Source organism: Streptomyces sp. NBC_00045, assembly GCF_045041095.1.
Taxonomy (GTDB): domain Bacteria; phylum Actinomycetota; class Actinomycetes; order Streptomycetales; family Streptomycetaceae; genus Streptomyces.
Window position 1 is genome coordinate 6316639 of record NZ_CP108271.1, and the last position, 24769, is coordinate 6341407.

The 24769-nt window shown below is 75.7% G+C and carries 20 protein-coding genes; 3 read left to right on the forward strand and 17 right to left on the reverse strand.

The genetic code is table 11. The features are described 5' to 3' along the window. Positions 1 to 203: 203 nt before the first annotated feature. The 5 genes from OHA65_RS29360 to OHA65_RS29380 are packed head-to-tail and all read right to left on the reverse strand — an operon-like array spanning position 204 to position 7809. On the reverse strand, positions 204 to 2495 hold the full coding sequence (locus tag OHA65_RS29360) for a lantibiotic dehydratase (RefSeq protein ID WP_327279195.1): 2292 nt from the start codon (positions 2493 to 2495) through the stop codon (positions 204 to 206). A 10-nt stretch (positions 2496 to 2505) separates the two neighbouring features. Then, positions 2506 to 2787, reverse strand: coding sequence for an acyl carrier protein (locus OHA65_RS29365; protein ID WP_327279196.1), 282 nt, complete (start codon positions 2785 to 2787; stop codon positions 2506 to 2508). Beyond that, positions 2784 to 3962, reverse strand: coding sequence for a pyridoxal-phosphate dependent enzyme (locus OHA65_RS29370; RefSeq protein WP_327279197.1), 1179 nt, complete (start codon positions 3960 to 3962; stop codon positions 2784 to 2786). Before OHA65_RS29370 ends, OHA65_RS29365 begins: the two co-directional genes overlap by 4 nt. After that, positions 3959 to 5464 (reverse strand): amino acid adenylation domain-containing protein, encoded by a 1506-nt coding sequence (locus OHA65_RS29375; RefSeq protein ID WP_405762697.1) that lies wholly within the window; start codon positions 5462 to 5464, stop codon positions 3959 to 3961. Before OHA65_RS29375 ends, OHA65_RS29370 begins: the two co-directional genes overlap by 4 nt. Further along, on the reverse strand, positions 5464 to 7809 hold the full coding sequence (locus OHA65_RS29380) for a lantibiotic dehydratase (RefSeq protein WP_328764133.1): 2346 nt from the start codon (positions 7807 to 7809) through the stop codon (positions 5464 to 5466). The genes OHA65_RS29375 and OHA65_RS29380 overlap by 1 nt, the downstream gene beginning before the upstream one ends. A gap of 223 nt (positions 7810 to 8032) precedes the next feature. On the opposite strand from OHA65_RS29380, the gene OHA65_RS29385 reads away from it, so the two are divergent. Then, the gene (locus OHA65_RS29385; protein ID WP_054223070.1) at positions 8033 to 8236 is read left to right on the forward strand and encodes an MbtH family NRPS accessory protein; all 204 of its coding nucleotides are present in this window, start codon (positions 8033 to 8035) and stop codon (positions 8234 to 8236) included. Between the two features lie 90 nt (positions 8237 to 8326). Here OHA65_RS29385 and OHA65_RS29390 read toward each other — a convergent pair whose 3' ends face one another. From OHA65_RS29390 to OHA65_RS29410, 5 genes are read right to left on the reverse strand one after another with little or no spacing between them, the layout of a single operon-like run. Next, positions 8327 to 9283: an NAD(P)-dependent oxidoreductase gene (locus OHA65_RS29390; RefSeq protein WP_328764134.1), complete on the reverse strand. Its 957-nt coding sequence runs from the start codon at positions 9281 to 9283 to the stop codon at positions 8327 to 8329. Next, positions 9280 to 10545, reverse strand: coding sequence for a cytochrome P450 (locus OHA65_RS29395; RefSeq protein ID WP_328764135.1), 1266 nt, complete (start codon positions 10543 to 10545; stop codon positions 9280 to 9282). The genes OHA65_RS29390 and OHA65_RS29395 overlap by 4 nt, the downstream gene beginning before the upstream one ends. A gap of 38 nt (positions 10546 to 10583) precedes the next feature. Next, complete coding sequence (locus tag OHA65_RS29400) at positions 10584 to 12107, reverse strand: class I adenylate-forming enzyme family protein (protein WP_327279202.1); 1524 nt, start codon at positions 12105 to 12107, stop codon at positions 10584 to 10586. After that, positions 12107 to 12850: a glycosyltransferase gene (locus OHA65_RS29405; RefSeq protein ID WP_328764136.1), complete on the reverse strand. Its 744-nt coding sequence runs from the start codon at positions 12848 to 12850 to the stop codon at positions 12107 to 12109. The genes OHA65_RS29400 and OHA65_RS29405 overlap by 1 nt, the downstream gene beginning before the upstream one ends. Next, positions 12847 to 13884: a 3-oxoacyl-[acyl-carrier-protein] synthase III C-terminal domain-containing protein gene (locus OHA65_RS29410; RefSeq protein WP_328764137.1), complete on the reverse strand. Its 1038-nt coding sequence runs from the start codon at positions 13882 to 13884 to the stop codon at positions 12847 to 12849. Before OHA65_RS29410 ends, OHA65_RS29405 begins: the two co-directional genes overlap by 4 nt. 188 nt (positions 13885 to 14072) lie before the next feature. On the opposite strand from OHA65_RS29410, the gene OHA65_RS29415 reads away from it, so the two are divergent. Both OHA65_RS29415 and OHA65_RS29420 read left to right on the forward strand, forming a co-directional pair. Next, positions 14073 to 15575, forward strand: coding sequence for a hypothetical protein (locus tag OHA65_RS29415; RefSeq protein ID WP_405762701.1), 1503 nt, complete (start codon positions 14073 to 14075; stop codon positions 15573 to 15575). Positions 15576 to 15626: 51 nt separating this feature from the next. Then, on the forward strand, positions 15627 to 15953 hold the full coding sequence (locus OHA65_RS29420; protein ID WP_327279206.1) for a hypothetical protein: 327 nt from the start codon (positions 15627 to 15629) through the stop codon (positions 15951 to 15953). 15 nt (positions 15954 to 15968) lie between these two features. On the opposite strand, the gene OHA65_RS29425 is transcribed toward OHA65_RS29420, so the two are convergent. The 7 genes from OHA65_RS29425 to OHA65_RS29455 form a co-directional block, all read right to left on the reverse strand. Then, complete coding sequence (locus OHA65_RS29425; RefSeq protein WP_329314920.1) at positions 15969 to 17300, reverse strand: protein kinase domain-containing protein; 1332 nt, start codon at positions 17298 to 17300, stop codon at positions 15969 to 15971. Then, positions 17297 to 18310 (reverse strand): protein phosphatase 2C domain-containing protein, encoded by a 1014-nt coding sequence (locus OHA65_RS29430; protein ID WP_405762702.1) that lies wholly within the window; start codon positions 18308 to 18310, stop codon positions 17297 to 17299. The genes OHA65_RS29425 and OHA65_RS29430 overlap by 4 nt, the downstream gene beginning before the upstream one ends. A 77-nt stretch (positions 18311 to 18387) precedes the next feature. Next, positions 18388 to 19050: a VWA domain-containing protein gene (locus OHA65_RS29435; RefSeq protein ID WP_327285831.1), complete on the reverse strand. Its 663-nt coding sequence runs from the start codon at positions 19048 to 19050 to the stop codon at positions 18388 to 18390. A 36-nt stretch (positions 19051 to 19086) separates the two neighbouring features. Further along, positions 19087 to 19215: a hypothetical protein gene (locus OHA65_RS29440; protein WP_327279209.1), complete on the reverse strand. Its 129-nt coding sequence runs from the start codon at positions 19213 to 19215 to the stop codon at positions 19087 to 19089. 54 nt (positions 19216 to 19269) lie between these two features. After that, positions 19270 to 20955, reverse strand: coding sequence for a hypothetical protein (locus tag OHA65_RS29445; RefSeq protein ID WP_405762704.1), 1686 nt, complete (start codon positions 20953 to 20955; stop codon positions 19270 to 19272). Beyond that, on the reverse strand, positions 20952 to 23459 hold the full coding sequence (locus OHA65_RS29450; RefSeq protein ID WP_405762706.1) for a GTPase-associated protein 1-related protein: 2508 nt from the start codon (positions 23457 to 23459) through the stop codon (positions 20952 to 20954). Before OHA65_RS29450 ends, OHA65_RS29445 begins: the two co-directional genes overlap by 4 nt. Next, positions 23456 to 24769: a TRAFAC clade GTPase domain-containing protein gene (locus tag OHA65_RS29455; protein ID WP_327279212.1), complete on the reverse strand. Its 1314-nt coding sequence runs from the start codon at positions 24767 to 24769 to the stop codon at positions 23456 to 23458. The genes OHA65_RS29450 and OHA65_RS29455 overlap by 4 nt, the downstream gene beginning before the upstream one ends.

A 24769-nucleotide genomic window follows, 5' to 3' on the forward strand; every position in this document is an offset into this window, starting at 1 on the left:
GGTGTTTTCCTCAACACTGCTGGCTGTGGAGATCCGTCAGTAGGGAAGAAGACGCAGCCGCGCACGCAGCCGCCGGGGGGTAGAACGCGCAACGGCGCCGCCGCACGGCCCTGTTCCGCCGTGCGCGTCGCCGTGTGCGCGTCGCTCCCCCCTGTGCGGCACGCGCCGCGCCGGTCGGCCCCGGCCCGTCAGACCCCGTCGGGTCAGCCCTCGTCCACCGCCACGAAGCGCAGCTCGGAGGTGTACACCTCGCCCTGGTCGTCGGTCAGCCAGGCCTGTTCGGGGCTCGGCAGCATCTCGGTGAACACGGCCCGGCCCGCCGGCTCCTTGCGGGCCATTCTGCGGACCGCCTTGGCGAGGATGTTCACGTACACCGGGCTGTCGAAGTCCACGTAGAACGGGCGGGTTTCGGTCGCCAGCACCACGAACACGAACCGCGGCAGCCCGCGCCGCTCCCGCCACTGCCGCGCCCGTACGAAGCGGCGGGCCTCGTCCTTCTCCTCGGCGAAGTCCATGTCCGACGGGGGCAGCCGCCAGGTCTCGCGGGCCACCACCAGCCGGTCCACCGTGACCCGGGGGGAGTGCTCGGTCCCGTCCGGCAGGATCTGGAACAGGTCCATCGCCAGGGTGGTCAGCACGTGCGAGAACACATCCACCACCGGGAACCCGGACCCGTCGGGTAGGACCACCGCCAGCTCGCCGTCCGCGCCCTCGGTCACCACCACGTCGGCGCTGAGCACCGTACGGGGCCGGCCCGGATCGGCGGTGAAGTCGACGAGGGCGACGTAATAGTCCTCGGGGCGGACCAGGGAGTGCCGGATCCGCGCCGACAGCCGGGAGCGGTGCTCCTTGGGCAGCAGCGGCAGCAGCCGGGGACCGGGATGGTCCCGATCGGTGAGCCGGGTCAGCTCCGTGGCGTCCGGATGCTGGTTGACGAACAGCGAGGCGCCCAAGGTGTTGGCGGCGACGTGCAGTTCGCCGAGGACCAGCTCGAAGTCGCCGCGGGCCACCGCCCGTTCCCCGGACGCCGCGATCATGATGTCGGGGCTGAGGTAGCGGGCCGCGGTCCAGCCGCCGCCCGGGCCGCCGAACTGCTCGGCGACGGGCCCCGCGACGGCCTCCAGCGGCAGCGTGACCCGGCGCGTGCCCGGCGGCGGCGAAAGGATCGCGTCCCAGCGCCTGCGGAACTCCTGCTGGAGCTCGGCGGACTCCGTGCGGGCGGCGCCGTGCAGGATCGGCATGCAGGCGAACCAGAACGCCGCCAGGTCGACCGGCCCCTGCGCGGCCAGCCGGCGGTACACCTCCCGCGCCCGGCCCATCACCGCGTCGGCGAGCCGTGCGGTCAGCCAGCCGGCGCTGGTCAGCAGCGGGTGCAGCGGGGCGAGCGCCTCGTGCACGGTCCGCCCGAGGGTGGCGGTCGCCGCCCGGCGGCAGTCGGAGTACACCAGGGCCCGGCAGGGCGCCGTACCGGCCGCCTTCTCCCGTACGGCGGCGGTCTCGGTCAGCGCGACGAACTCGCCCTCCAGGTCCGTCAGCGCGGCCACCAGCGCCTCGGCCCCGTCCGCAGCCCGTACCCGGTCCCGGCCCCGCTCCAGGGCGTCCAGGGCGGCCAGACCGGGGTCACGCAGCTCCGCGTCCCCGACCCGTTCCAGCCAGGCCCGCAGATGCCGCTCCGGGCGGGCGTCGGCGGGCACCTCCAGCTTCCACAGCACCCACCGGCGGGCGACCAGGTCGGCCAGCACCGCGGACACGTCCACGTCCGGCAGAGCGGCGCGGATCTCCCGGGCGGGCCGTACGCCGTCGCACAGCGCGAGCACGGCACGCGCCTGCTCGGCGAGGGCCTGGCGCGGGCGGCCCGGCACCGTCACGTCCAGGCCGGACTGGCGGACGAACGGCACGCGCCGCGGCGCCACCCACTCCCGTACCCGCGGGTCGGTGTCGATCCGTGCGGCCAGCGCGTCGACGGCCCAGCTGGCGAAGTACACCTCCGATCCGGCGATCAGGCCGCTGCCGGGGTCGACGCGGACGCCGTCGGTGGTCAGGTCCCAGCGGCCCCAGCCGACGGGTCCGAAGAACCCGATGGTGTCGTTCTTGACGCAGAACCGCTGCCAGTAGTGCGCCACCAGCTCTTCGCGCTGGCGGGGCATGCTGGTCCGGCCCGCCGCGGTCGGCGTCCAGTTCAGGAACGGGGCGATCCCGGAGCTGAGGACCGGGCGGTTCTGCCAGGCCACCGCCTCCCGGAAGGCGGGCATCCGGGCGATCTCCTGGAGCGTGTGAGCCGTCTCCACCTGGGCGTCGGCGAACAGGCCGGTGAACTCCCCCCACCGCTCACCGGCCAGGCCCGCCGGGCCCTCGTCGGGGTCGAACTTGTCGGCGGCCGCGGCCAGCCCGTCCGGGGCCAGCCGCAGCACGCCCCGGGCCGGGAAACCCGGCCCGCGAAGGGCGAACTGGTCCCACAGCCGCCAGCGGCCGCCAGGTACGTAGGTGTCGGTCATGGCCTGCCCCTCATGCCCGGACGAAGTCGGCGTGGACGACGTCGGCGAGGTCCGCGGGCGACGGGTAGGCGAAGACCAGCGCCACCGGGACCTCGGCCCCCAGTGCCTCTTCGATCCGTGCGGTGATCCGGAACGCGGCCAGAGAATCGCCGCCCCACTCGTAGAAGTCGCTCTGCTCGTCGAGGTCGGCCACCCCCAGCGTCTCCCGGTAGATGGACACGACCAGCTCGGTCAGGGCGGTGGCGGTCAGCTGCGCGGTCAGGTGCGCGGTCTCGTTCACGGTCATGGTCATGAGATCTCCTCGAAGAGCGAACGGGCGGTGTGGGTGGTGCGGGTGGCGCGGTGGGAAGGGGAGGCGGCGGCGGCCGCGGCGGCCGCCGTCAGGGCCGCGGTGGTGTTGCCGCCCGACACGACGGCGACGGAGCGGCCGGTGCCGCGGCCCGCTCGGATCGCCCCGGCCAGCGCGACCGCACCGGAGGGCTCGGCCTCGAACCCGCGCCGTCGCAGCAGCGCGGCAGCGGCGAGGACCTCCGCGTCGGACACGGTCATCAGGTCGTCGACCCGGTCCCGGATGATCGGATAGGGCACGGCCCCCGGCTGCTGGCCGCGCAGCCCGTCGGCGACGGTGTCACCGGGCGGCAGCCGTACGGGGTGCCCCGCGGCCAGGGACCGGGCGTAGCGGGGGGTACCGGCGGGCTCGACGCCCACCACCCGCACCGGGTGCCCGTACGCGGCGAGGCACACCCCCGCGAGCAGCCCGCCCCCGCCGGTCGGCACGTACACGGTCTCGACGTCGGGTGCCTCGGCGAGGATCTCCAGGCCGACCGTGCCCTGCCCGGCGACCACCAGTTCGTGGTCGGAGGAAGGCACGAGGACCGCGCCCGTCTCCTCGGCCAGCGCCTGCGCCCGGGCGTCGCGTTCGGCGACGCCGCCCGGCACGCCGACCGTCCGCCCGCCGAGGGCCCGGATCAGGGCGATCTTGGCGGGGTGCGCCCCGCCCGCCAGCACCACGGTCAGCTCCGCGCCCAGCGAGGCGGCCAGCCGGGCCAAGGCGATTCCGTGGTTGCCGGAGGAGCCGGTGACGATCCGCCGGGCTCCGAGCGCCAGGACGGCGTTCGCGGCCCCGCGCAACTTGAACGACCCGCCGTACTGGAGGTGTTCGGCCTTCAGCAGCAGTCGCCATCCGACCCGGCGCCGCTCGGGCGCGGGCAGCCCCGGCAGCAGCGGTGTGCGGCGCACGTGGCCGGCGATCCGCGCGGCGGCGGCCGCCACGTCGGCCGGACCGAGCGGGACGCGCACGGCGCCGGCCGCTCCGCCGGCCGCGGCGGGGCCCACGGGAGCCGAGGGGGGCGAGGCGGCGCCCGGGCGGGGCGCGGGCGGCGCCGGCCGGCGCCCGGGCGCGTGCGACACGTGGGACGCGGGGGAGCGGGGCGCGTGTGCCGGGGATGCGGCGGGTGCGCTGGTCATGGCCGGCCTCCGGTCTGTGACAGGGCGCGGCGGTCGGCCTTCCCGCCGCGGGTGGTGGGCAGTTCCGCCAGCCGTGCGAAGCGGCGCGGCATCAGGTGCGGGGGCAGCGTGGCGCCCAGGTGGGTGCGCAGCGCGGCGTCCTTCACGTCCTCCAGGTCCCCGGTGAGGTGCGCGACCAGGAACACCCGCCCCTGGGCGTCGGTGTCGGAGGTGACCACCGCCCCCGTGACCCCGGGATGGGCGAGCAGTGCGCCCTCGACCTCGGCCGGGTCCACCCGGTATCCGCGGATCTTGACCTGCCGGTCGCGGCGACCCAGGTACTCCAGCCCGTCCGGGCCCCGGCTCGCCAGGTCGCCCGTCCGGTACATCCTCGCCCCCGGCGGCCCGAGCGGGTCGGGGACGAAGCACTCGGCCGTACGGGCGGGCAGCCCGCGGTAGCCCCGGGCCACGCCCACGCCGCCGATGCAGACCTCCCCGACGGCCCCCTCGGGCACCGGCGACAGCCCCGAGTCCAGCAGGTGGACCACCACGCCGTCGATCGGCGTGCCGACGAGGTCGCTCACGACGTCCGGCTCGGCCGGTACGGGGTACCGGGTCGAGGTCATCGTGCACTCGGTCGGCCCGTACTGGTTGACCAGTGACCCCGGCACCAGGGCCCGCCCTCCGGCGGTCAGGAAGGGCCGCAGCGACTCACCGCTGGACACCACCACCCGTACCCCCGCGAGCAGCCCGGACGCGTCCGGCTGCCCGGCAAGGAAGGCCAGGAAGGACGGCGTCACGCTCAGCAGCGCGGTCACCCGGTGCTCGCGCACGGCGGCCCCGAACTCCTCGGGCCGCAGCAGCGCCGAACGCGGCACCACCACCAGCCGCCCGCCCGCCAGCAGCGGGGCGAACGTGTCCCGCAGGGAGGCGTCGTAGCCCAGCGGGGCCACTTGCAGCGCCACCGTGTCCGGCCCGAGGCCGTAGTCGCGGGCGACGAACCGCAGATAGGAGTCCAGACCGGCGTGCTCGACGAGCACGGCGCTGGGTTCCCCGGTGCTCCCGGAGGTGTGGCTGACGTACGCGAGCGCCCGCCCGCCGAGCGGCCCGCCGGCCCCCGGCTCCTCCCCGGCCACGCTCCCCGGGCGGTCCAGCAGTACGGGAGTCCCCGGAACCGGCAGGTCGAGCCGGCTCGCCAGGGCCGAGGAGGTCAGCAGCATGTCGGCGCCGCCACTGCGGACCAGCGCCGCCAGCCGGGCCGGCGGCTGCTCCGGGTCGAGGCCGAGGAACGCCGCCCCCGAGCGCACCACCGCGGCCGGCCCGACCACGGCGTCGACGCCGCGCTCCACGGCCACCGCGCACACCCTTTCCGGGCGGGCGCCGCGCGCCCGCAGCACCGCCGCCAGCGCGTCGATACGGGCGATGAGCTCCCCGTACGTCACCTCGCCGGTCGGGGTGGTCACCGCGATCCGGCCGGGCGTGCGGGCGGCGTGCGCGGCGATGTCGTCGACGAAGGTCCGCATCACGCTCCTCCGCCTGCGGTCCGGTCGCCCGCGGTCCGGTCGACGGCCGTCTGGTCGACGGCGACGAAGCGCAGCTCCGAGGTGAACGTGTCGCCGAGGTCATCGGTCAGCCAGGCCTGCTCCGGCGTGGGCAGCATCTCGCTGACCTTCAGCTTGGCCCCGGGATCCTTGCGGGCCAGCCTGCGCGCGGCCTTCGCGAGGATGCTCAGGTACACCGGGCTGTCGAAGTCCACGTAGAACGGACGGGGTTCGGTCGGGGAGACCACGAACACGAAGCGCGGCAGGTCGTGTTCCTCCCGCCAGTGCCGGGCCCTCACATACCGCTTGGCCTCGGACTTCTCGTCCGCGAAGGCCAGTTCGGACGCCGGGAAGGCCCACGTCTCGCGCGCCACCACCATCTTGTCGATGCTGATCCGCGGGGTGTGGTCGCCCTCGGGGCGCAGCGTGAACCGGTCCATGACCTGCTGGGTCAGGGTGTTCGCGTACACGTCGAGCAGGTCGAACGCGGCACCGTCGGGCAGCACCGCCGTCAGCCGGCCGCCGCGGTCCTCCACCGTGACGTCGGCGCACAGGACGGTGCGCGGGCGGTGCGGGTCACCGGTGTCGTCGACCAGGGAGACGTAGTAGTCCTGCGGCCGGTCCAGCGAAGGCCTGCTGCGCGTCGACCACTTGAGCGGCAGCTCCTTGGGCAGCATCGGCAGCAGCCGCGGACCGGGGAAGTCACGGGTGGTCTCGGCGATCAGCTCGTCGCGGTCGGGATGCTGGTGGACGAAGAGGGAGGCGCCCATCGTGTTGAGCGCGCTGTGCATCTCGCCCAGCACCATCTCGAAGTCCCCGCGCGCCACCGCGTCCGCGTCCTCGGCGAGCAGCAGTACGTCCGGGCTGAAGTAGCGGGCCAGCGACCAGCCCGCGCCGGGCTCCTCGAACTCCGCGCGCACCCGCTCCGCGATGTCCGCCGAGGACACCCGTACCCGGCGCGCCCCCTCGGGCACCGCCAGGATCCGCGCCCATTTCTCCCGCAGCTCCGCCTGGACGGCGTCGAGGTCGCGGCCCGCCTCCGGGTACGGCGACGGCAGACAGCCCAGCCACATCGCGCCCAGGTCCACCGGACCGGCCGCGCTCAGCCGCTCGTACACCTCGCGCAGCCGGGTCACCACCCGCTCGGCGAACCGGTTCGTCATCCAGCGCGCCGCGGTCAGACACTGCGCGAGCGGGGTCAGCTCGTCCAGCAGGGCGGTGCCCAGGGTCGCCGTCGCCGCACGCCGGGCGTCGGAGTACACGAGCCCCCGGCACGGCGCGGTCCGCGCGCCCTTGGAGCGCTGCGCGTCGGTGGCGGTCAGTGCCGCGAAGTCCGCCTCCAGGGCGCCGATCGCCGAGGTCAGCGCCTCGGCGTTCTGTCCGGCCGCCTGCACGCCGTCCCGGCCGCGCTCCAGGACGGCCAGCTTCTCCAGGGCCGGTTCCCGCAGCGCCGGATCGCCGATCCGCTCCAGGACGGCCCGCAGTTCCCGTTCCGGGTAGGTGCCCGTCGGCACGTCGAGCCGCCAGTGCACCCACCGCTTGGCCAGCAGCCACTGCACCGTCTCGGTCGCCTCCGCCACCGGGATGCCCAGCTGCCCGGCGATCCCGGCCACCGGACGGGTCCCGTCGCACAGGTCCAGTACGGCGCGGGCGCTCTCGCCGATGGGCTGCGGCGGCCGGCCCGGCAGGTGCACGGACAGGCCCTCGGCCCGTACGAAGGACACCCGGCGCGGCGGTATCCACGCACGCAGCGCAGGATCGGCGTTCAACGACTTGGCCAGCGCGTCGATGGCCCAACTGGCGAAATAGACCCGCGAGTCGGCGAGGAACCCGCCGCTGCCGGGGTCGACGCGGACGCCGTCGGTGGTCAGGTCCCAGCGGCCCCAGCCGACGGGTCCGAAGAACCCGATGGTGTCGTTCTTGACGCAGAACCGCTGCCAGTAGTGCGCCACCAGCTCTTCGCGCTGGCGGGGCATGCTGGTCCGGCCCGCCGCGGTCGGCGTCCAGTTCAGGAACGGGGCGATCCCGGTGCGCAGCACCGCCGGGTTCTGCCAGGCCACGGCGGCCCGGAAGCGCGGCGAGGCCGCGATGTCCTGGAGCAGGCCGGCGGTGCGCACCGCGCCGGTGTCGAAGGCCCCGGTGAACGCCTCCCAGTCCGGTCCGGCGAGCTGGTCGCCCGGCCCGAACTTGGCGGCGGCCAGGGCGAGTCCGGGCGGGGCCATGCGCAGGACCCCCTCGGCCGGGAAACCCGGACCGCGGAGTGCGAAGTGCTCCCACAACCGCCACCCGCCGGTGGGCAGGTGCACGGTCTCTGGGGTGTCCGACATGGCGGAGCTCCTTCCAGCCTGATGGGGTGGCGTGGCCGGCGGCGGTGTGCCTCTCGGACGCCACCCTGGCTGCCCCGAACACTGCCGCCGCGCACACCGGCACCACCAGGGAAGGAGCGGCAGCACCGACCGCCGGTCCTTCTGCGCGTTTGTCCCTATGGCGGGTCGGGGCCGGGGCGGCACGCTGTGACCCGCTGACCGAATGAGCGGGAGGACCGAAGCGATGAGTGACACCGACGAGAACGGCTACCGGGTCGTGCGCAACGACGAGGAGCAGTACTCCATCTGGCGTGCGGACCGGGAACTGCCGGCGGGCTGGCACGCCGAGGGCACGACGGGCACCCGGCAGGAGTGCCTCGACCACATCGCGGAGGTGTGGACGGACATGCGTCCGCTGAGCCTGCGCCGCCGCATGGCGAGCGCCTGAACGGGGGCCCGAACGCCGGTCGGCGCGGCTGAGCCGCGGGGGAACGGAGCCCCGCCGACCGGTGCAACACCACCCCGCGCGGCCCCGCCGCTAGCGGGCGGACACCTCCCCGGGGCCGTGGGCGGGGCTGGGGGCGAGCGTGGTCAGGTAGTCGTCCAGGGTGCGGTGCGGGGTCCAGCCCTGGGCGCCGGCCCGGGTCAGGTCCAGGACCACCGGGTGCGCCAGCTGGTCCACCGCGTAGCGGCTCAGGGCCGGTTCGCCGCCCCGCGCGAGCAGCTCCGCGGCGCGGGCCGCCGTACGGGCCACCCCGACGGGTAGGTGCCGGATGCGGGCCACGACGCCGTGCGCGCGCAGCACCCGGCGCACGGCCGCGTCGCGCGCGTAGGGCGCCGCGTCGGCCACGTTGTACGCGCCGGGCGCCCAGCCGGCCGCCGCCAGCGCGGCGTCGGCCAGGTTCTCCACCGCCGTCAGGCTGAGCGGTACGTCCGGCCCCGGCAGCAGCAGGGTCCCGGCCCTCACCCGGGAGAGCAGCCGCGGCAGCAGCGTCCCGTCGCCGGGGCCGTAGACGGCCCGCGGCCGCAGCACGACCGCCCCCGCGGCCAGCGCGAGGGCCTCGCCCGCCGCCTTGGTGCGGCCGTAGGCGTTCAACTGCCCGGCGCGCGGATGGTCCTCGTCGACCAGGCTGCGGTCGCGGCGCGGATCGTAGACGCTGGCACTGCTGACCCAGACCACGGGCCGGCCCCCGGCGGCCCGCAGCAGCCGTTCGGTGCCGCCGACGTTGACGGCGTACATCTGCGCCTCGGCCGGGGAGCCGGGCGCCGGGTCGCCGACCGCCGCCGCGCAGTGCACGACGACGTCGACCCCGGCCAGGTCCGGCAGGGCGCGGGCCGCGTCCCAGGACCGGTGCTCCCCGACGGGCCCGGGCCGCCGCCCCGGGCACACCACCTCGGCCCCGCGGGCCGCGGCCGCCCGCGCCACGTGGCCCCCGCAGAACCCGCTCGCCCCGGTCACGGCCACCCGCAGCCCGTCGCTGCGGCCGGCGGTCACGAGGCTGCCTTCACGGTCAGTACGCGCCAGCCCGGCAGGGCGGCCCGGCGGTCGACCCGGGCGCGGCTCACCACCGGCCGGTACGGCGCCAGGGCCGCCAGGGCGTCGGCCAGCTGGGCACGGGCCAGGCGGGCGCCGGGGCAGGCGTGCGGCCCGGCGCCGAACACCAGGTGGGCCCGTGCCGGATCGGCCGGGGCGAGGGCGTCCGGGTCGCGGCGGTGCGCCTGCGCCGCATGCCGGGTGACCAGCAGCAGCCGGTCGCCGCCGCGGACCGGGCAGCCGCCGACCGTGCCGTCGGCCGCCGCCGCGCGGGGCAGCAGCGGCGAGGCCGCCGTGACCCGCAGCAGCTCGTCGACCAGCCGCGGGCGCAGCACCGGGTCCGCGGCCTGGTCCCACAGACCGGCGTCGGCGCACCACGCCACCGCCCGCGGCAGCGCGGCCACGGTGGTGTTGACGGCGGCCACCGCCACCATCGCGGCGAGCGCCGGGTCCGTCCCGCTCCGGCTCGGCCGCCCGGCGGCCGCCCTCCTGCCGCCGGACTCCGCGGCGTCGCCCGACGGCGGCAGCGCCGCGGCGCTCTCCCCCGGCGGGGCCTGGGACTCGCCGATCGCCGGGCCGCCCGGCGGACGCCCCGACGCGATCCGGGCCGGCCGGCCGGCGAACGGGGCGTCGGTCGCCGGTGCCGGCGCCGGGGCGAGGAGCTGTTGGAGGGCGTGGGCCGTGCGGGCGGCCGACGCCCTGGCTCCCGGGCGGGGCGGGCCCGGCAGGTGGGTGCGCACCGATGCCGCGGCTGCGGCCGCCGCAGCCGTCGCCACCGCCGCCGGATCCGCGTCCGAGCCCAGTAGCCGGCACACCACCGCCCCCGACAGCTCCCGCGCGAGCGCGACCACGTCGACCTCGGCGCCCCGCACGAGCGGAGCCAGCCCGCGCGCCAGCAACGGCTGCCACGCCGTGCGCAGTTGCGCCACCCCGGCCGCGCCGAGCTCCTCCGCGAGGTCCCGCCGGTCCGCCCGGTGCCCGCTGCCGTCCTGGTCGAACAGCACACCGCCCCCTCCCGCGTCCGGGTCCGTCGAACCGGAGAGCGCGGCGCGGGCCGCGCCGCCGGTGGTGCCGGCCGCCGTACGGTCGAGCGGCAGCCGGGTCAGCGCCTCCCGGTACGCTGCCTCCCCGTGCACCAGCAGCGTCCCCCCGAGCCGCCGTACAGGCCGCCCGCGCGTGGCGGCGAGCAGCGCGAACAGCAGCGGGTGGCTGCGTACGTACACTCGGCGGTCGCGCCGCCGCGCCCTCGTCTGCGAAGCCGTCACCGGGTCCCCCTCGGCGCCATCCGGGCCGCCGCGAGCGATGCGGCCGCCGCCCGGTCGGGTTTGCGGGAGCGCCCGGCGAGCGGGATCCGCGCGAACAGCACGGCGTCGGGTCGGGCGGAGCCCATCCGCTCCAGCGGCCCCGCCAGGGCGGCGCGCAGCCCCGGCTCGGACGCCCCGGGCTGCGGCTGTACGAGGGCCACCAGCCGCTCGTCGCCCACCGACTCGGCACCGCGGCCCGCCGGGATGCCGACCAGCACGGCCAGTTCCACCCCCGGCACGTGCAGCGCGGGCTCGTACAGACCCGGGTAGATGTTCTCGGCCCTGCGCAGCACCATGTCCTTGCTCCTGCCTTCGAGGACGATGCGGCCCGCGCCGTCCAGCCGCCCCCGGTCTCCCGTACGCACCCACGGCTCGGGCTCCTCGCCCAGGTAGCGGTGCCGGGCCGCGGCCCCCGCCAGCAGCAGCTGGCCGTCGTCGTCCGGCTTGGCCGCCACACCGGGCAGTGGGGCTCCGACCAGGTCGCCGGGACCCTCGTACGCCGCCTTCTCCCGGGCCTCGACCGCGGCGGCCGGGAACAGCTCGGTGAGCGCGTACACCCCCCACGCCTCCTCGGCGCCGGCGCCCCGCACCCGGGACAGCAGTTCGGCGCTCGCCGGTGCCGAGCCCGTCCACACCCGTCCCCGGAAGCGGGCCCCGGAGGCCAGGGCGTCCCGCAGTTGCGGCGGGGTCAGGTAGGTGTCCCGCGGCCGCAGCCGGTGCAGCTGCCGGGCGAGGACTGCGGGGGACCGGGCAGGCAGGGCGACCGGGGCGCCGTGCGTGAGGGAGGGGACGAGGACGAAGAAGGTGCCGCCGAGCACCGGATCGCCCGCCCGGGCCGGGTCGGCGCCGAACAGCGCGCAGACGCACTCCATCCCGGCGGCCAGGCTCGCCCGGGTGTGCACCACGGCCCGGGGCCGCGAGGTGGTACCGGAGGTGAAGACGATCACCGCATCGGCGTCGGGGTCCCCGTGCGCCGGACGCCCCTGCCCGGGAACCCCGGAGCGCGCGGCGCCCAGGTCCAGCGCGGGCGCGCAGCCGGGCAGCCGCCGCCCGACGGTGGCCACGGGCGCACCCAGCGAGGTCAGGTCCGGTAGGGCCAGCCGGGCCCGCCGGGCCAGCGGGCGCGCCCAGCCCGCGACGGCCTGGGCGGCCGCGTCGGCGAGGACCAGCGAGGGCGCGGCCAGCGCCAGCCGGGCGCGCAGCACATCGGGTCCCGCGCCCGGGTCGAGCACGGCCCCGCGCAGCCCGAGCCGCCACAGCGCGAGCAGTACGGCCAGCGCCCGGGGGCCGGGCCGGACGGCGACGCCGACGGTGTCCCCTGCGCGCAGTCCGCGCGCGTGCAGTGCGGCGGCGAACGCGTCGGCCAGTTCGACGAGTTCGCCGCGGGTGGCACGGACCCGGGTGGCCCCGGTGCGGGTGGCGGTGAGCACGGCGGCCCGCTCGGGGCGGGTGCGCAGCGCGTGGTCGAGTCGGTCGAGCATCAGCGGGGGTCCGTTCCGTGGGTGCCGCTGCCCTGGTCGAGGTACCAGCGGGCCGTGCCGGCGAGCCCGTACGCCTTCAGCCGGCGGGTGGAGTTCTCCACGACCATCCGCCGGCAGTGCGAGATCCGGTCGGTGTGCCGGCGCACGGCGTTGAGGAAGAGCCGGTCGGTGGGCGAGGGCCGCCGCGGCATCCCGCCGACGGCGAGGTACAGCTCGGCGGTGATGGCCATGTTGTTGCCCGCGTGCATCCGGTACGGGGCGCGGAACCCGTTGCGCCGCGCGTGCTCCGGCCGCAGCCGCCCGAACAGTGCGGCGAGCCGCACCAGCCCCGCGAAACCGGCCCGGCCGAGCGGCCCGTGTTCGTCGCGCCGGGCGGTGACGCGCCCGCACACCAGACCCGGGCGGGCCGTGAGCGCGGCGCGCGCCGCGCCCGTCCAACCGGGCCGCGGCAGGCAGTCGGCGTCGGTGCGGGCGAGCAGGCCCGCGCCCCGGCCGATCGCGTACCGGAACCCGGTGTCGACGGCGGAGCCGACGCCCTTCTCCGATTCCTCGATCACCTCGACCGGGAACGGCGCGCGGGCGGCGAACTCCCGGGCGATGTCCGCCGTGCCGTCCGCGGAGGCGTTGTCGACGACCAGCAGCGTGAAATCCCGGTCGCGCTGGGCGGCCAGCGCCCGCAGGGTGTCGCCCAGCCGGGCCTCCTCCTGATGGGCGGGGACGACCACCCACAGCGGCCCGGTCACGACTTCTCCCAGACCATCGTCATGATGCTGATCCCGCCGCCCAGACCCACGCACAACACCCTCTCGCCCGGCTCCAGTTCCCCGAACACCCGGTCCAGCTGCACGCCGATGCTCGCGCTCGCGACGTTCCCGAGCTCCGGCACGGTCACCACCAGCTTCCCGGCCGGCACCCCGGTCAGCTCGGCGAACCGCTCCAGGTACGGCACCGTCACCTGGTGCACCAGCACCCTGGAGAAGTCGTCCCAGCCCATCCGCGTACGGTGCAGCGTCCGGTCGATGACCGCGGTGCCCACCTTCTCGAAGACGCCCCGCAGTTCGTGCCCGTCGCCGCGGAAGTAGGTGTACTCGTCCCCGCGCGGGTGCCGCGAACCGCCGCCCGGGATGCCCCCCACCTCCCAGTGCTCCGAATGCGTTTCGGTGTCCACGTCGAGGATCCCGCCGCGCTCCACCGCCTCCACGACGACGGCCGCCCCCGCGTCACCGAACGTGTACCCCGCGAAGCCCTCGCGGAGCTCCGCGAGGTCGGCCGGCGCGTACTGCACCGCCCGGCTGGGGGTCTCCCCGGTCACCACCAGCGCCCGCCGGGCCCGCCCGGCCAGGATCACGGACCGGGCCAGGTCGATGCCGTTCACGAAGCTGTTGCAGGCGTTGGTGACGTCCAGGGCGTGGGCGCGGGAGCCGAGTTCCGCCTGCACGATGTGCGCGGTGGCAGGTTCGACCACGTCCCGGGACGCCGAGGCGAACAACAACAGGTCGACGTCCATCGGGGTGAGTCCGGCCGCGGCCAGCGCCCGGCGCGCCGCGCCCGCGGCGAGCGTGGAGGCGTACACACCCTCGCCCGCGACCCGGCGGGAGACGATCCCGGTGGCCTGCGTCAGCAGCCTCGGCGGCAGGGTGAGGCCGCTGCGGCGGACCACCTCCCGCTGGACGTCGTCCGAGGAGCGGACCTCCTCGGGCAACAGGCTGCCGACGGCGGTTATCCCGGCGCGCAGCGGCGCGTCACACCGCGCCGGGTCATACGACTGAAGGAACATGCCCCCACGATGCGGCGCCCGCGCCCGCCCCGGCCTGAGTACGGATGCTCAGATCCGCCCCGCGCGCCGCACGGTAGTGCCTGAGTACGAGGGGCCCCGCCGCCGACGACCGGGCTGATCACGCCCAACGGCGGGACAGGCAGGGCCCGTTTCCGTAGGGTGAGCCGAAGACCACGGGGGAGGGACACATGACGGCACCGGGACGCCGGTTACCGGAGCTGGCGCAGTACCGCACCGACGCGGTGACGCGCCATCTGTGCGCGGGCGCACACCTCGACGAGGACTTCGCCCGCGACGTCGACACGGAGCTCACCGAGGACCGGCTGCGCGCCACCGGCCTCTCCCTCGGCATCGACCTGCGGGCGCTGGCCCGCCACGCGCGCGCCGCCGTCCGGCGGATCGACGCACGGGACCGGCGCCTCGCCGTGATCTGCGCCGTCGGCGTGTGGGCGGCGGTACCGGTCCTGCTGTACGCGGTGGCCACCGCCCGATGGGACCTCGCGTACACGGCCGCCGCACTCGTCGTCCTCGCCTACGCGAGCGCCTGGTGGCTGGTGCACCAGGCCGAGAGCCGGGCGCGCACGGCGGCGCTCACCGTGGAGCACGGCGCGCAACGGCCCGCGGACCTGGCCCCGGCCGTCGAACCCGACGTGGAACGGCGACTGCTGGAACAAAAGCGCGCCAACGTGGTCCCGTACACGGCGAGCGCAGAGCGCACCAACCCCTTCGTCGGCAGCGGCTCCAAACTCAAGGAGACGGTCTGGCAGCCCATCGACGTCAGCCGGCCCGCCGAGGACCCGGCGGGCGGCGGCAAACTGGCCGTCAAACCCTTCGACGCGGTCGACCTGCACACCTACGTGGCCCGCGAGATGGAGAACATCGCCGGACTCAAGGGCCTCCAGGTCCGCAACCGGCTCTACGTGATCGGCAACCACGTCCCGTACGTGGGCGCGGAGTTGCTGCCGGACCGGCTGGAGAGGCCGCGCGCCCAGATCCCCAAGCAGCTGGTCCAGGCGGGCCTGATGCAGTCCGGCGCGGGCATGCGGACCTACCTCAGCCTGGTACGGGCCGGCGAGGGCGGTCGGGCCATCGTCTCCATGCACCTGCGGGCCCGCCTCCACCACCCCAGCCTCACCTGGGAGGTCTCGGCGTACGGCATCCCCCCGCTCCAAGCACGCTTCGACCGGGTGAACCGGCTTCCGGTGGACGGCTTCGAGCGCTGGTGGAGCCTGGTCCGCCACGCCACCGGAGCCACCGGGCCCGCCCTGATCGGCGCCGCCTCACGGCTCTCCCGCCGCTTATCGGACCGGCGCCGGCGCGCCCGCGCCCTGGAGAAGACGCGCCGCGAGATCGACAAGCGGCACGTGCTGTACGACTACGGCGCCGTGGACAGCATCCGCGAACGGGTCGCGGACTGGGACCAGTTGGGCTATACCGAGCGCACCGACTCCCAGGACTTCCTACAGCGCCTCCAGCAGGGCGTGCTGATAGCGACCGAACGGTTCCTCAAGGACCACAACGTCGACACCAGCTCCTACGACCAGGCGCAGCAGGTCATCAACACCCACACCTACACCTTCCAGGGCAGTGTGCAGGCCGGTGTCATCGGAGACAACGGCACCGTCAACCACCACAACAACGCGCCAGGCGCGCAGGGAGGGCCCGCGGGCCAGGGTCGCGGCACGCCCTGACCCCGCCCTGACCCCGCCCCCGACCAGCGCAAGCGCAGACAGGAGACCGAGATGGGCACCTTCAATTTCAACGAGAAGGTCACCGCCGGCATCATCGGCGACAACGGCACGATCAACGTCGGGCAGCAGGACGGCGGCGCACAGTCCCTTCGGCTGGCCGCCGAACTCGCCCAGTGGCTCCGCGCGCAGGACGCGGACCCGGGCCGCATCCGGGCGGCCGACGATCTGCACGGCGAACTGGACCGGGCCGCGCAGCAGGGCCGCGCCGCCGAGCCGGGGCTGATCCGCCGCTCCCTGGAGACCATCACCGTCGGCCTCGGAGCCGGGAGCAGTGGACTCGCCCTCGCCCAGGAGATCAGCCGCCTCCTGACGAACTGACCCCCGCCACTGCGCCTACTTCGCCCGTACGACGGCCCGCGCCCCACCGAAGTCCAGCTCCAGGCCCGAGCGCAGAGGCACGGTCTGCCCCGGGTCGATCCGCTGGGTGGAGCCGTCCGCCCGGGTGCCCGTCCACGCCGATCCCGACCGGTTCGCCAGCCCGAACCGGCCCGGCTTCTGCGGGTGTTCGGTCAGCTGCGCCACCAGGGTCCCGTCGCCGTAGTCGTGCCGGGCGGGCTCCGGGGCCAGGTGGTGCGCCTGCACCCGCGAGGACCGGTGCAGCAGGATGTGGTGCTCGGTGCGCGGCGGTGGCGTGGTCAGCACCAGCCGCGGCGGCAGCACCAGCGTGCTCCCGCAGCCCCAGCAGGTGCCCGGATCGGCGGACCGCGGCTCGGTCATGTTCTGCCGCCCGCACTGCGCGCACTCCACGACCGCGTCGAGCACGGCCCGCAGGGTGTCCCGCCACTGCGATTCGCGGACCCGTGTCGTGGGGTCGTGCAGTCCCGCCGTGAAGTTCTTCGTGAACAGGTCCCGCAGGGAGATCGGCGCCGCTGCCCAGGTGGCCAGTACGGTCGACTGCTCGACGGGGTCCGGTGCGTTGGACCGGTCCTGCGGGTCGAAGACGAACAGCGGCTGCTTCCCGTACAGCTTGCGCTCCGCCGCCTCGTCGAGGCAGTGGATCTCCAGCTCGCGCCGTCCCTTGAGCGGATGGTGGTTCATCAGCAGCATGAACAGCAGCACCGACAGCGAGTGCAGATCGCTCTGGGTGCCGGGGGAGACCCCCGGGTCGCCGCGCACCAGCTCGGGCGCCATGAACTCCATGGTCCCCGAGATGCCGGTGCTGTCGCCCTCCACCACGGCGTTGTCGTTGTCACAGACGAGCACGTCGCCGGTGGCCGGGTCGAAGAAGATGTTGCCCCAGGAGATGTCGCGGTACGCGATCCCGCGCGAGTGCAGGGCCTGGTACGCCTCGACCGTGTAGAGGCAGGCCGTCAGCAGGGCGCGGGGCGTGGTGCGCAGCTGCCGCCGGAACAGCAGGGGCAGGCCCTTGAACCGGTCCGGGCGGATGTCCATCAGGTACCCGAACCCGCCGCGCCCGTCGGCCACGAAGTCCAGCGGCCACAGGAAGCGGTCGTCCTGGAAGCCGCGGCCCACCAGCTGGCGGACGATGCCCTCCTGGGCGGGGGTCGCGCAGGCCGGGTAGTACCACTTGAGCGCCTGGTACCCGGCGGGCGTCCGCACCCGGTAGACCTCCCCCTGTCCGCCGGCCCCGAGCAGGTCGAAGACCTCCACGCCCGTCCCGTTGTCGGTCGTCAGCAGGGTCCCGCTGTCGAGCATGCCGCTCATTCGTCTCTCCCGTACGGGTCGGTCGGTGGTGCCGGGTCGGTGGCCGCCGCCCCGGCGGTCCACGTCGTCCCGGCCGGGGGCGCCGGCCCGTCGGCGGACTCCTCGGCCGGAGCCGGAGCCGGAGCCGGAGCCGGAGCCGGGGCCGTGGTCGGCCGGGCGCCCGGGTGCCAGGCGGCCACGAGGGTGGTGTCGTCCCCCGAGTGTTGCGAGGCCTTGGCCAGCCACCCCGGGATGACGGCGCGGACGGTGTCCGCGCCGTCCGCCGACAGCCGGTCGTCCAGCCCGGCCATGAACTGGAGGAACCCCCGGTCCGAGGCGAAGCTCTTGGACAGCCCGTCGGTGGAGAGCGCGACGAGGCGGGGCGCCCGCCAGGGCGCCGTCACCGGGGCCCAGTGCGTCCGTACGCGCAGCCACGCCTCCGGGGTGCACAGCGACTCGGTCTCGTCCCCCAGGTCCGCCTCGGCCGGAGCCAGCGGTACGGTCACCCGCCCGGTGTCGTCCACCACGGTCAATTCGCCGTCGCCGAGCTGCCAGGCCGCGAACACCCGTGGTGTGAGCACCGCGCCGACGAGCGTGCTCCCGTACAGCAGCACCTTGCGCTCCTCGGACAGCCCCGGCTCGTGGTGCGAGCTGGTCCGATCCCAGTTGCCGAGCACCTTCTCCCGCCATGCGCTGACCAGTTGGCGGGGGAAGGCGTGCTCGGCGTAGTGCATCAGCCAGGCCAGGCTCGGCGGCCGTTCTTCACCGCGCGGCTGGGCGAGCGCCCCGAACCGCCGGGCCTCCTCGATGAAGAGGTCCACGGCGAAGCGCGAGCCCAGGTGGCTGCGGGCGTGCACCGCGGAGCCGTGACCGTCGGCCACCGCCATGATCAGCGGCTCTTCGGCCGTGCCGAGGCCAGCGACCTCGCAGTAGTCCTGGTTGCGGGTCTTGTTCACGCCCTGGACGCTCTCCCGGAGCGTGTCCCACAGCTGCCCGGTCGGGAGCCCGGTCGGCGGCCCGGTCGGTGCCACGGGCTGCGGTCCGGACACCGGTGCGGGCGGGGGTACGGACGGGGGTACCGGCGGTGGTTCCGGTGACACGGGCCCGCTCACCACACGTCGTCATCGTCGTCGTCGAGTACCGGCGGTGCGTACGGCGGCTGCTTGGCCATCGGGTCCGAGGACCCGGCCACCGGCTGCGAAGCCGCCTTGACCGCGGCCGTCGAGGCCCAGCGGATGGCCGCCGCCAGCTGCTTGGGGCTGTTCGCGTCCAGGGGCTGGAGCTCCGGATTGCCCAGGAACTCCTGGAGCACGGTGCGGTCGGCGTCCGCCCCGATCGCGATGGCCACCCGTACGGCCTTGCGTCCCCACGGCGTCGCGTCGACGGCCCGCAGCCCCGCCTTCCAGTCGTCCGTCGGCACGCCGTCGGAGACCAACGCCAGCACCGGCTTCAGCGCCCGCTGCGGCATCGGCGGGGTGTCCAGCTCCCGGGCCACCATCTGGAGGGCCTCACCCAGATTGGTCATCCCGTCCACCTGGACGTCCTGCCAGGTGAAGTTCTCCACCGGCACCGGGTCCTGGTGGTGCCAGCGGGCCGTGGTGGAGAACGTCATCGTGCGCAGCAGCAGCTGGGCCGCCGGATTGTCCTGCGCCACCGAACGCATCTCCGGAACGGCTTCTCTGATCGCGTAGTTGAGCTGGCCGATCTTCTCGCCCTGCATCGAATACGAGCAGTCGAGCAGCCAGATGAAGTGGACGGGCCGGTTCGCCATCGGCCCGCCGGGGATGTCACTCACTGCTGATCTCCTTCAACTCCCGAGCCATTGCGGTACGTACCTCACCAACGCCGCCACCCCGGCGGCCGCCGTCATCACGACCGCCGCCACGAACAGGACCAGCATCAGCAGCCGCCCCCGTGCGATCTGCGGTGTCACCATGGGATGTTGCTCCTCTCAGCGACTCTTCGACCCTAGCCTCCGCTCCGGCCCACGTCACAGGCTTGATCGATCCGGTGCCGGTCGGCCGGTCCGGCCGCGCGGCCGGGGCAGGCGCGGAAGGCGTGGTTCCTGTGCCGAGGCCGCCGGGCCGCCGATCCGCAGGCCCGTCCGGGACAGCAGCCACAGCACCGGCTCCGCCGCCCGCCGCTGCTCGGACACCAGCGCCCCCGCCCCGGTGGCCGCATGGGCGCTGACCGCCCAGTAGCGGGCCGCCGCGAAGTCGTGCCCCAGCGCGCGGACGAGCTCGCCCAGCCCGATCTCGGCCAGCCAGGCATCGACCGAACCCTGCGGTCGCGGCAGCGAGCCCAGCCGGTCCAGCACGTCCCGCTTGGTCACCACCGCGGCCACCCCCAGGCGCCGCCGGCGGCCGCCGAGCCCCTGGAGCTCCCCGGTGAACCCCTCGTACGTCTCCACCGGGCCGAGGGCGGCGGGCCGGGCCTCGACCGCCAGCCTCCCGTCACCCTCGCGCAGGGCGCGCCGTACGACGGGCGCGGCCAGCACGTCCGCGACCAGCAGGACCCCGTCGGCGTGCGCGAGGTACTCCTGGCGCCGCGTGGTGTCCGCGTCGCGCAACGACTCGCCCATCGGGTCGTACAGGTACAGCAGCCTTCGGCGGCGCAGCGGTGCGGGCCCGCCGCGCCCGACGAGCAGCATCAGGGCCCGCGGCTGCCCGCCCTGCGTCTTCAGCGCCCATCCCGTCGACTCGACCTGCCGGCCCAAGGTGTTGGCCTCGCGCTGGTCGGCGGGGGAAGCGAACTCCACCGTGAGCGCGGACTCGTGCGACCAGGACCGCAGCCCGTCGAGCATCGCCGCCATCAGCATCGTCTTCCCGGCGGAGGTGCCCCCGATCAACGGCAGGTGCACCACCCGCGTGGTGCCCACCGCCGGTGGCAGCTCCTGGCCGCAGTGCGGGCAGCGGGCCGCGAGCCCCCGCCTCCCCGCCAGGGCGGTGGTGGGCAGGGCCCGACCGCACCGGCAGACGTGCCGCAGCGCCCCGTACCGGCCGGGCCGCAGTTCCCGGTGGGCGGCCCCGCAGTCCGGGCACAGGTGCACGGCCAGCGGGAACGGCCGGTAGCAGCCGGGGTAGGGGCACTTCATACGGATGCCGCGGGCCAGCTTCCACAGCCGCTCCGCGCCCCGTCCGCCCAGCACCCCGGCCAGGGCCGTGCCCCGGACCAGCAGCAGCTGGGCGGCGAACGCCACCGCGACGCCGAGGAGCAGGGCGCAGGAGAGCAGCGCCGACAGCAGTGCGGCCAGTGCCGTCGCCGGTGCGATCAGGCGCAGCAGGAGCCGCCCGAGGACGTGGTCGGCCTCGTCCCCGGTCGTCCCGTGGCGGCCGCGCAGCAGCCGATGGCGGACGATCTCGTCCAGCCAGTGGTGGGCCAGCAGGTACCACACGGCGTACGCCGCGGCGCGTCCCGCGGCCGCCGCGTCGATCCACATCTGCCGCGTCCAGTAGGCGGGCTGCGCCGGCTCCTTGACCGGGTACGGGGTGATCCGCGGGTCGGGGGAACCGGGGGTGCGCCCCGCGAAGGCGGTCGTGGCGGCCCCCAGGGACAGCGCCATGAACCGCCACAGCCCGTACCCGAGGCAGATGGCCACCGCGATCACACCGGTGGCCCACCCGAGGACCTGCGCGATGAACACGAGGTCCACGTCCGGCATCTTCCCCGTGCTCACGGCCACCGTCCGTCCTCGGCGGAGCCGGCCGGCCCGCCGCCGGGGGCGATCGGCCCGCCGGAGCCGCCCCGTGGCGGCGGGCTCCCGAGCGCGCCCCGCGCACCGCGGCGGCCCGAGCCGCCGAAGCGGCCGCGCAGCCGCCCGAAGGCGCCCGGCCGCTGCCAGCCGCGGAAGTCCTCCGCCCAGCGGCCGCCGAGCCGGGCCAGCGCCTCCTCCAGCACTGCCAGCTCCGCGGGCGGCAGGCCCCGTACGACCGGTCGCAGCACCCCGTCGAGCAGGTCCGTGCGGGTCTCCTGCCACAGTGCGCCCGCCTGGGGCTGCGAGGACCAGGTGGCGAAGCACTCCGCCGCGTATCCGGGGTCGAGCCGGAGCCGGTCCGCGACCCGCGGTTCCCCGGCGGCCCGGCGGTACGCCGCCAGCAGCTCGGCGTCATTGCTCTCGATCAGGGCCCGCACCTCGCTCCCGGGCCGGTCCTCGGCGAGCAGCCGTGCGGCCACGGCAGCGTACGCGTGCTCCCGCGCCGTCGGTGTGGGACCGGCCGCGCCCAGCTCCAGGGCCTGACGGACCCAGCCCGGGCCCGTCTCCCGGACCCGCAGGTTCCGGGACAGCTCCAGCAGCAGCAGCGAAGGCCGCAGTGCGGCGGGGAGTTCCGCGGCGAACCGGCGCAGCAGCTCCTGCGCCAGCTCCTCCGCGGAACGGTCGCCGGCCGGGGCGGACACGGCCGCCCGCGCGAGGAGCTCCCAGGTGCCGGCCTCCCGGTGGGCCCGGTCGCCCAGCGCGGACAGGGCCAGCCAGGCCTCGTCCGCACCCGGCGGCTCCGCGTCCCACACCAGCCGCATCGCCGTCCGCAGCACCAAGGGATCCTCCTCCAGCGATACGCCGGAGTGCTCCACGAGCCGGGTCAGCGCCGTCACCCGGTCCCCACCCGCCGCGGGTGCCCGTTGCGCGCACATCCGCAGGTGCGGCAGCACCTCGTCCCCGGCGAGCCGGAGCGGGGTGAGGGCGAACAGTCGGGCCCCGGCGGCCGGATCGCCCGCCGCGAGCCCGTCGAGCCGGTCGAGGACGAGCTGCCGCAGCCGCGGCAGCTCCGTCAGTGCGGCCCCCACCGCCGCCCCGTACGCCCGCTCCGGATCGGCGATCAGGGTCCGGGCCAGCCGCCGGGCCACATCGGGCAGGAGATCGGCGGTGTCCACCCCGAGTTCGGCGGCGATCCGCAACAGCCCGATCCGGTCATCCGGTTCGCGTGCCGGGTCGGTGAGCGATTCCCGCAGCTCCGGTTCCAGTTCGGCCGCGAGCCGCAGCCGCGCGGCCTCGCCCAGGAGCCCGGCGGGCGGAGCGGCGCCGCCCGAGCGGACGGCCCCGGCCAGGGCCAGTTCCACCAGCGGCTCGCTCACCGCCGGGGGTGCCCAGCCGGCCAGGGCCGTCAGCAGCCGCCCGCTCGCGGCGGCCTCCTCGGGCCCCCGGTCCGCGGCCGGCCGGGCCAGCGCCCGGGCCAGCGCGTTCAGTCGTACGTCTCCCAGCGCGCCGCGGTGCCCGGCGGCCCAGTCGGCGGCCGCGGCCCGGCCCGCCGAGTCCAGGCCGACGCCGGCGGCGAGCGCGAGCGCGGCCAGCGGGCCCGCCTCGTACGGCCCCAACGGCTCGCCGGGCAGCCGCCGGACGTCCGCGAACAGTTCCTGCCGCTGCGCCCGCCAGATCAGCGCGGCGGTCTGCGCCCACGGGTCGGGGGCCGGGGCGGGCGCGGCCGCGCGGGCGGCGTCGTACACCCGGTAGCGGTGCTCCTGCCCGGCGAGGCCCAGACCGTCCTCCGGCACCACGCCGATGATCTGCTGCCGGGCGAGCTGCGGCCGCCGGGTGTACGTGGTGAAGGTCAGCCACTGCCCACGCCGGTGCGGCAGCACACTGCACGCCAGCATGATCCACCAGGCCACGGCTTCGCTGTCCTGCTCCACCAGGACGAGCTGCGGGGCGGCCGGATCCTCGACGAGCCGCCGTACGTCGGCGAAGAACCCGGCGAGCCACTGCCCCCGGGCGGCGACGAAGGCCGCCAGCGCGCCGAGGTCGAGCGGCCCGGGGGCGGGCACCGAGGCCAGCTCCGGTACGGGCGCCCCGGCCGGTGGGGAGTCGGCCGCCCACTGCGGGGAGCCCCAGGAGGTGATCGGTAGCTGTCCTTCGGCGGGCCGGCCCGTGCCGGAGGGCTGCGGCAGGTGTACGGCATGGGCGTGGAAGTTGCCCCAGCGGCCGCTGTAGTCGGCGCCCGTGTAGACGGAGCGGGCCAGCAGCCTGCTGCCGTCGGAGAGCACGTTCAGGCTCAAGGCCTGCGGGAAGGAGACCAGTTGCTCCCGGCTCGGGCGCGGCGGGGCGTCCCTCGGGGGCTCGTACCCGATCAGCTGCTCGGCCTCGCGCAGCAGCGAGGCGGGCACCCCGGGGCTGACGGCGGTGAACCGGAAGCCGGAGCCGTCGGGGCCCGGCGGGGCCGAGGTGTAGTGCAGTTGGGCGAGGTTCACGCCTCTCCTCCCGGAACGTGCGGTCCGCCGGCCGCGGCACCCGTGCTCGCGGTCGGCGTCGCCACCGCCGTACGCCGGCCGGCGCCGCCGGTCCCGGTGCGCGGCAGCAGTCCGCCCAGCCCGAGCAGCCACAGGAGCGGGTCCTCGACCCGCAGCGGCTGCGGCCCCGACTTGGGGGCGTCGGCCGGGGCGTGTGCGGGCGGCGGGGAGCCGAGCGCCGAAAGCCCGAACAGCGACAGCTGCGCGAAGTCCCGGTCCAGTTGCCGGAACAGCGCCCCCGAGTCCCAGCCGTCGAAGAGCGCCCGCATCTCCTCGTGGACCGCCAGCCGGTCCTCGTCGTCCACCGCGCCGCCCGCGTGGTCGGCATTGCGGCGCAGCGGGGAGTGGTCCCCCACCAGCGAGAACAGGGAGTCCGTCTTGGTCACCGCCACCGCCACGGGCGTGGTGACCCGGCCGCGCGAGGTGCCCCGGCCGTGGGCCCGCAGCTGCGCGGCCAGGTCCGCCGCGATCTGTTGCGGCGGGGTCTCCACCGTGGGCAGCGGAAGGCCGGCGTCCACCGGCAGCTGGTCCCGTACGGCCCGCATCTGCAGCGGGTCGACCAGCAGGATGATCCCGTCCGCGGCCGCCAGGTAGTGCGTGTAGCGGTCCATGGCCTCGGCGCTGGCGAGGTCCTCGCCCGCCGCGTCGAAGAACACCAGCGCGGTGTGCCGGCTGCCGTCCCCGCGTAACCGGCGGCGCAGCGGCAGGCTCAGCCGGTACAGCAGCGGGTCGTTGAAGCCCAGCGCCGCGGGTCTCGTCGCCTCCGGAAGCCGCAGCCGGTCGTACAGGTCCTCGGCCATCTCCCGGTCCCGGCGCTGGGTCTCGCCGCCCATCGCCGTGATGGAGGCGCCGTACGCGCGCCCCACCCGGTTGCGCAGCTCGTTGATCAGCACCGACACGTACGTGCTCTTGCCCGACGCCTTGGGACCCAGCAGGGCGATGATCCGGGTGTCCTGGTCGGTGTAGTCGCTCGGGAAGTCGCTGTGGCAGCGCAGGCAGAGGCGGACCGGCGTGGACACCCCGCAGTTCGGGCAGTCCGCGCGGGTGCCGCCGCCGAGACGCCCGGCGAGCCCGCGCGGGGCGGTGAAGACGGGACCGCGCATCTTCAGTGCGGGCGGCACGCTCGGGCCCATGAATTCGGCCCATGTCCCGTCGAGTTCCGCGGTGCAGGGTTTGCCGCCGCGCACGCCGGTGGCGGACATCTGGCACCGGAAGGGCAGCCGGGCGGCGGCCGAACGGTCGAAGCAGTAGGGGCAGACGACGGAGGTCAT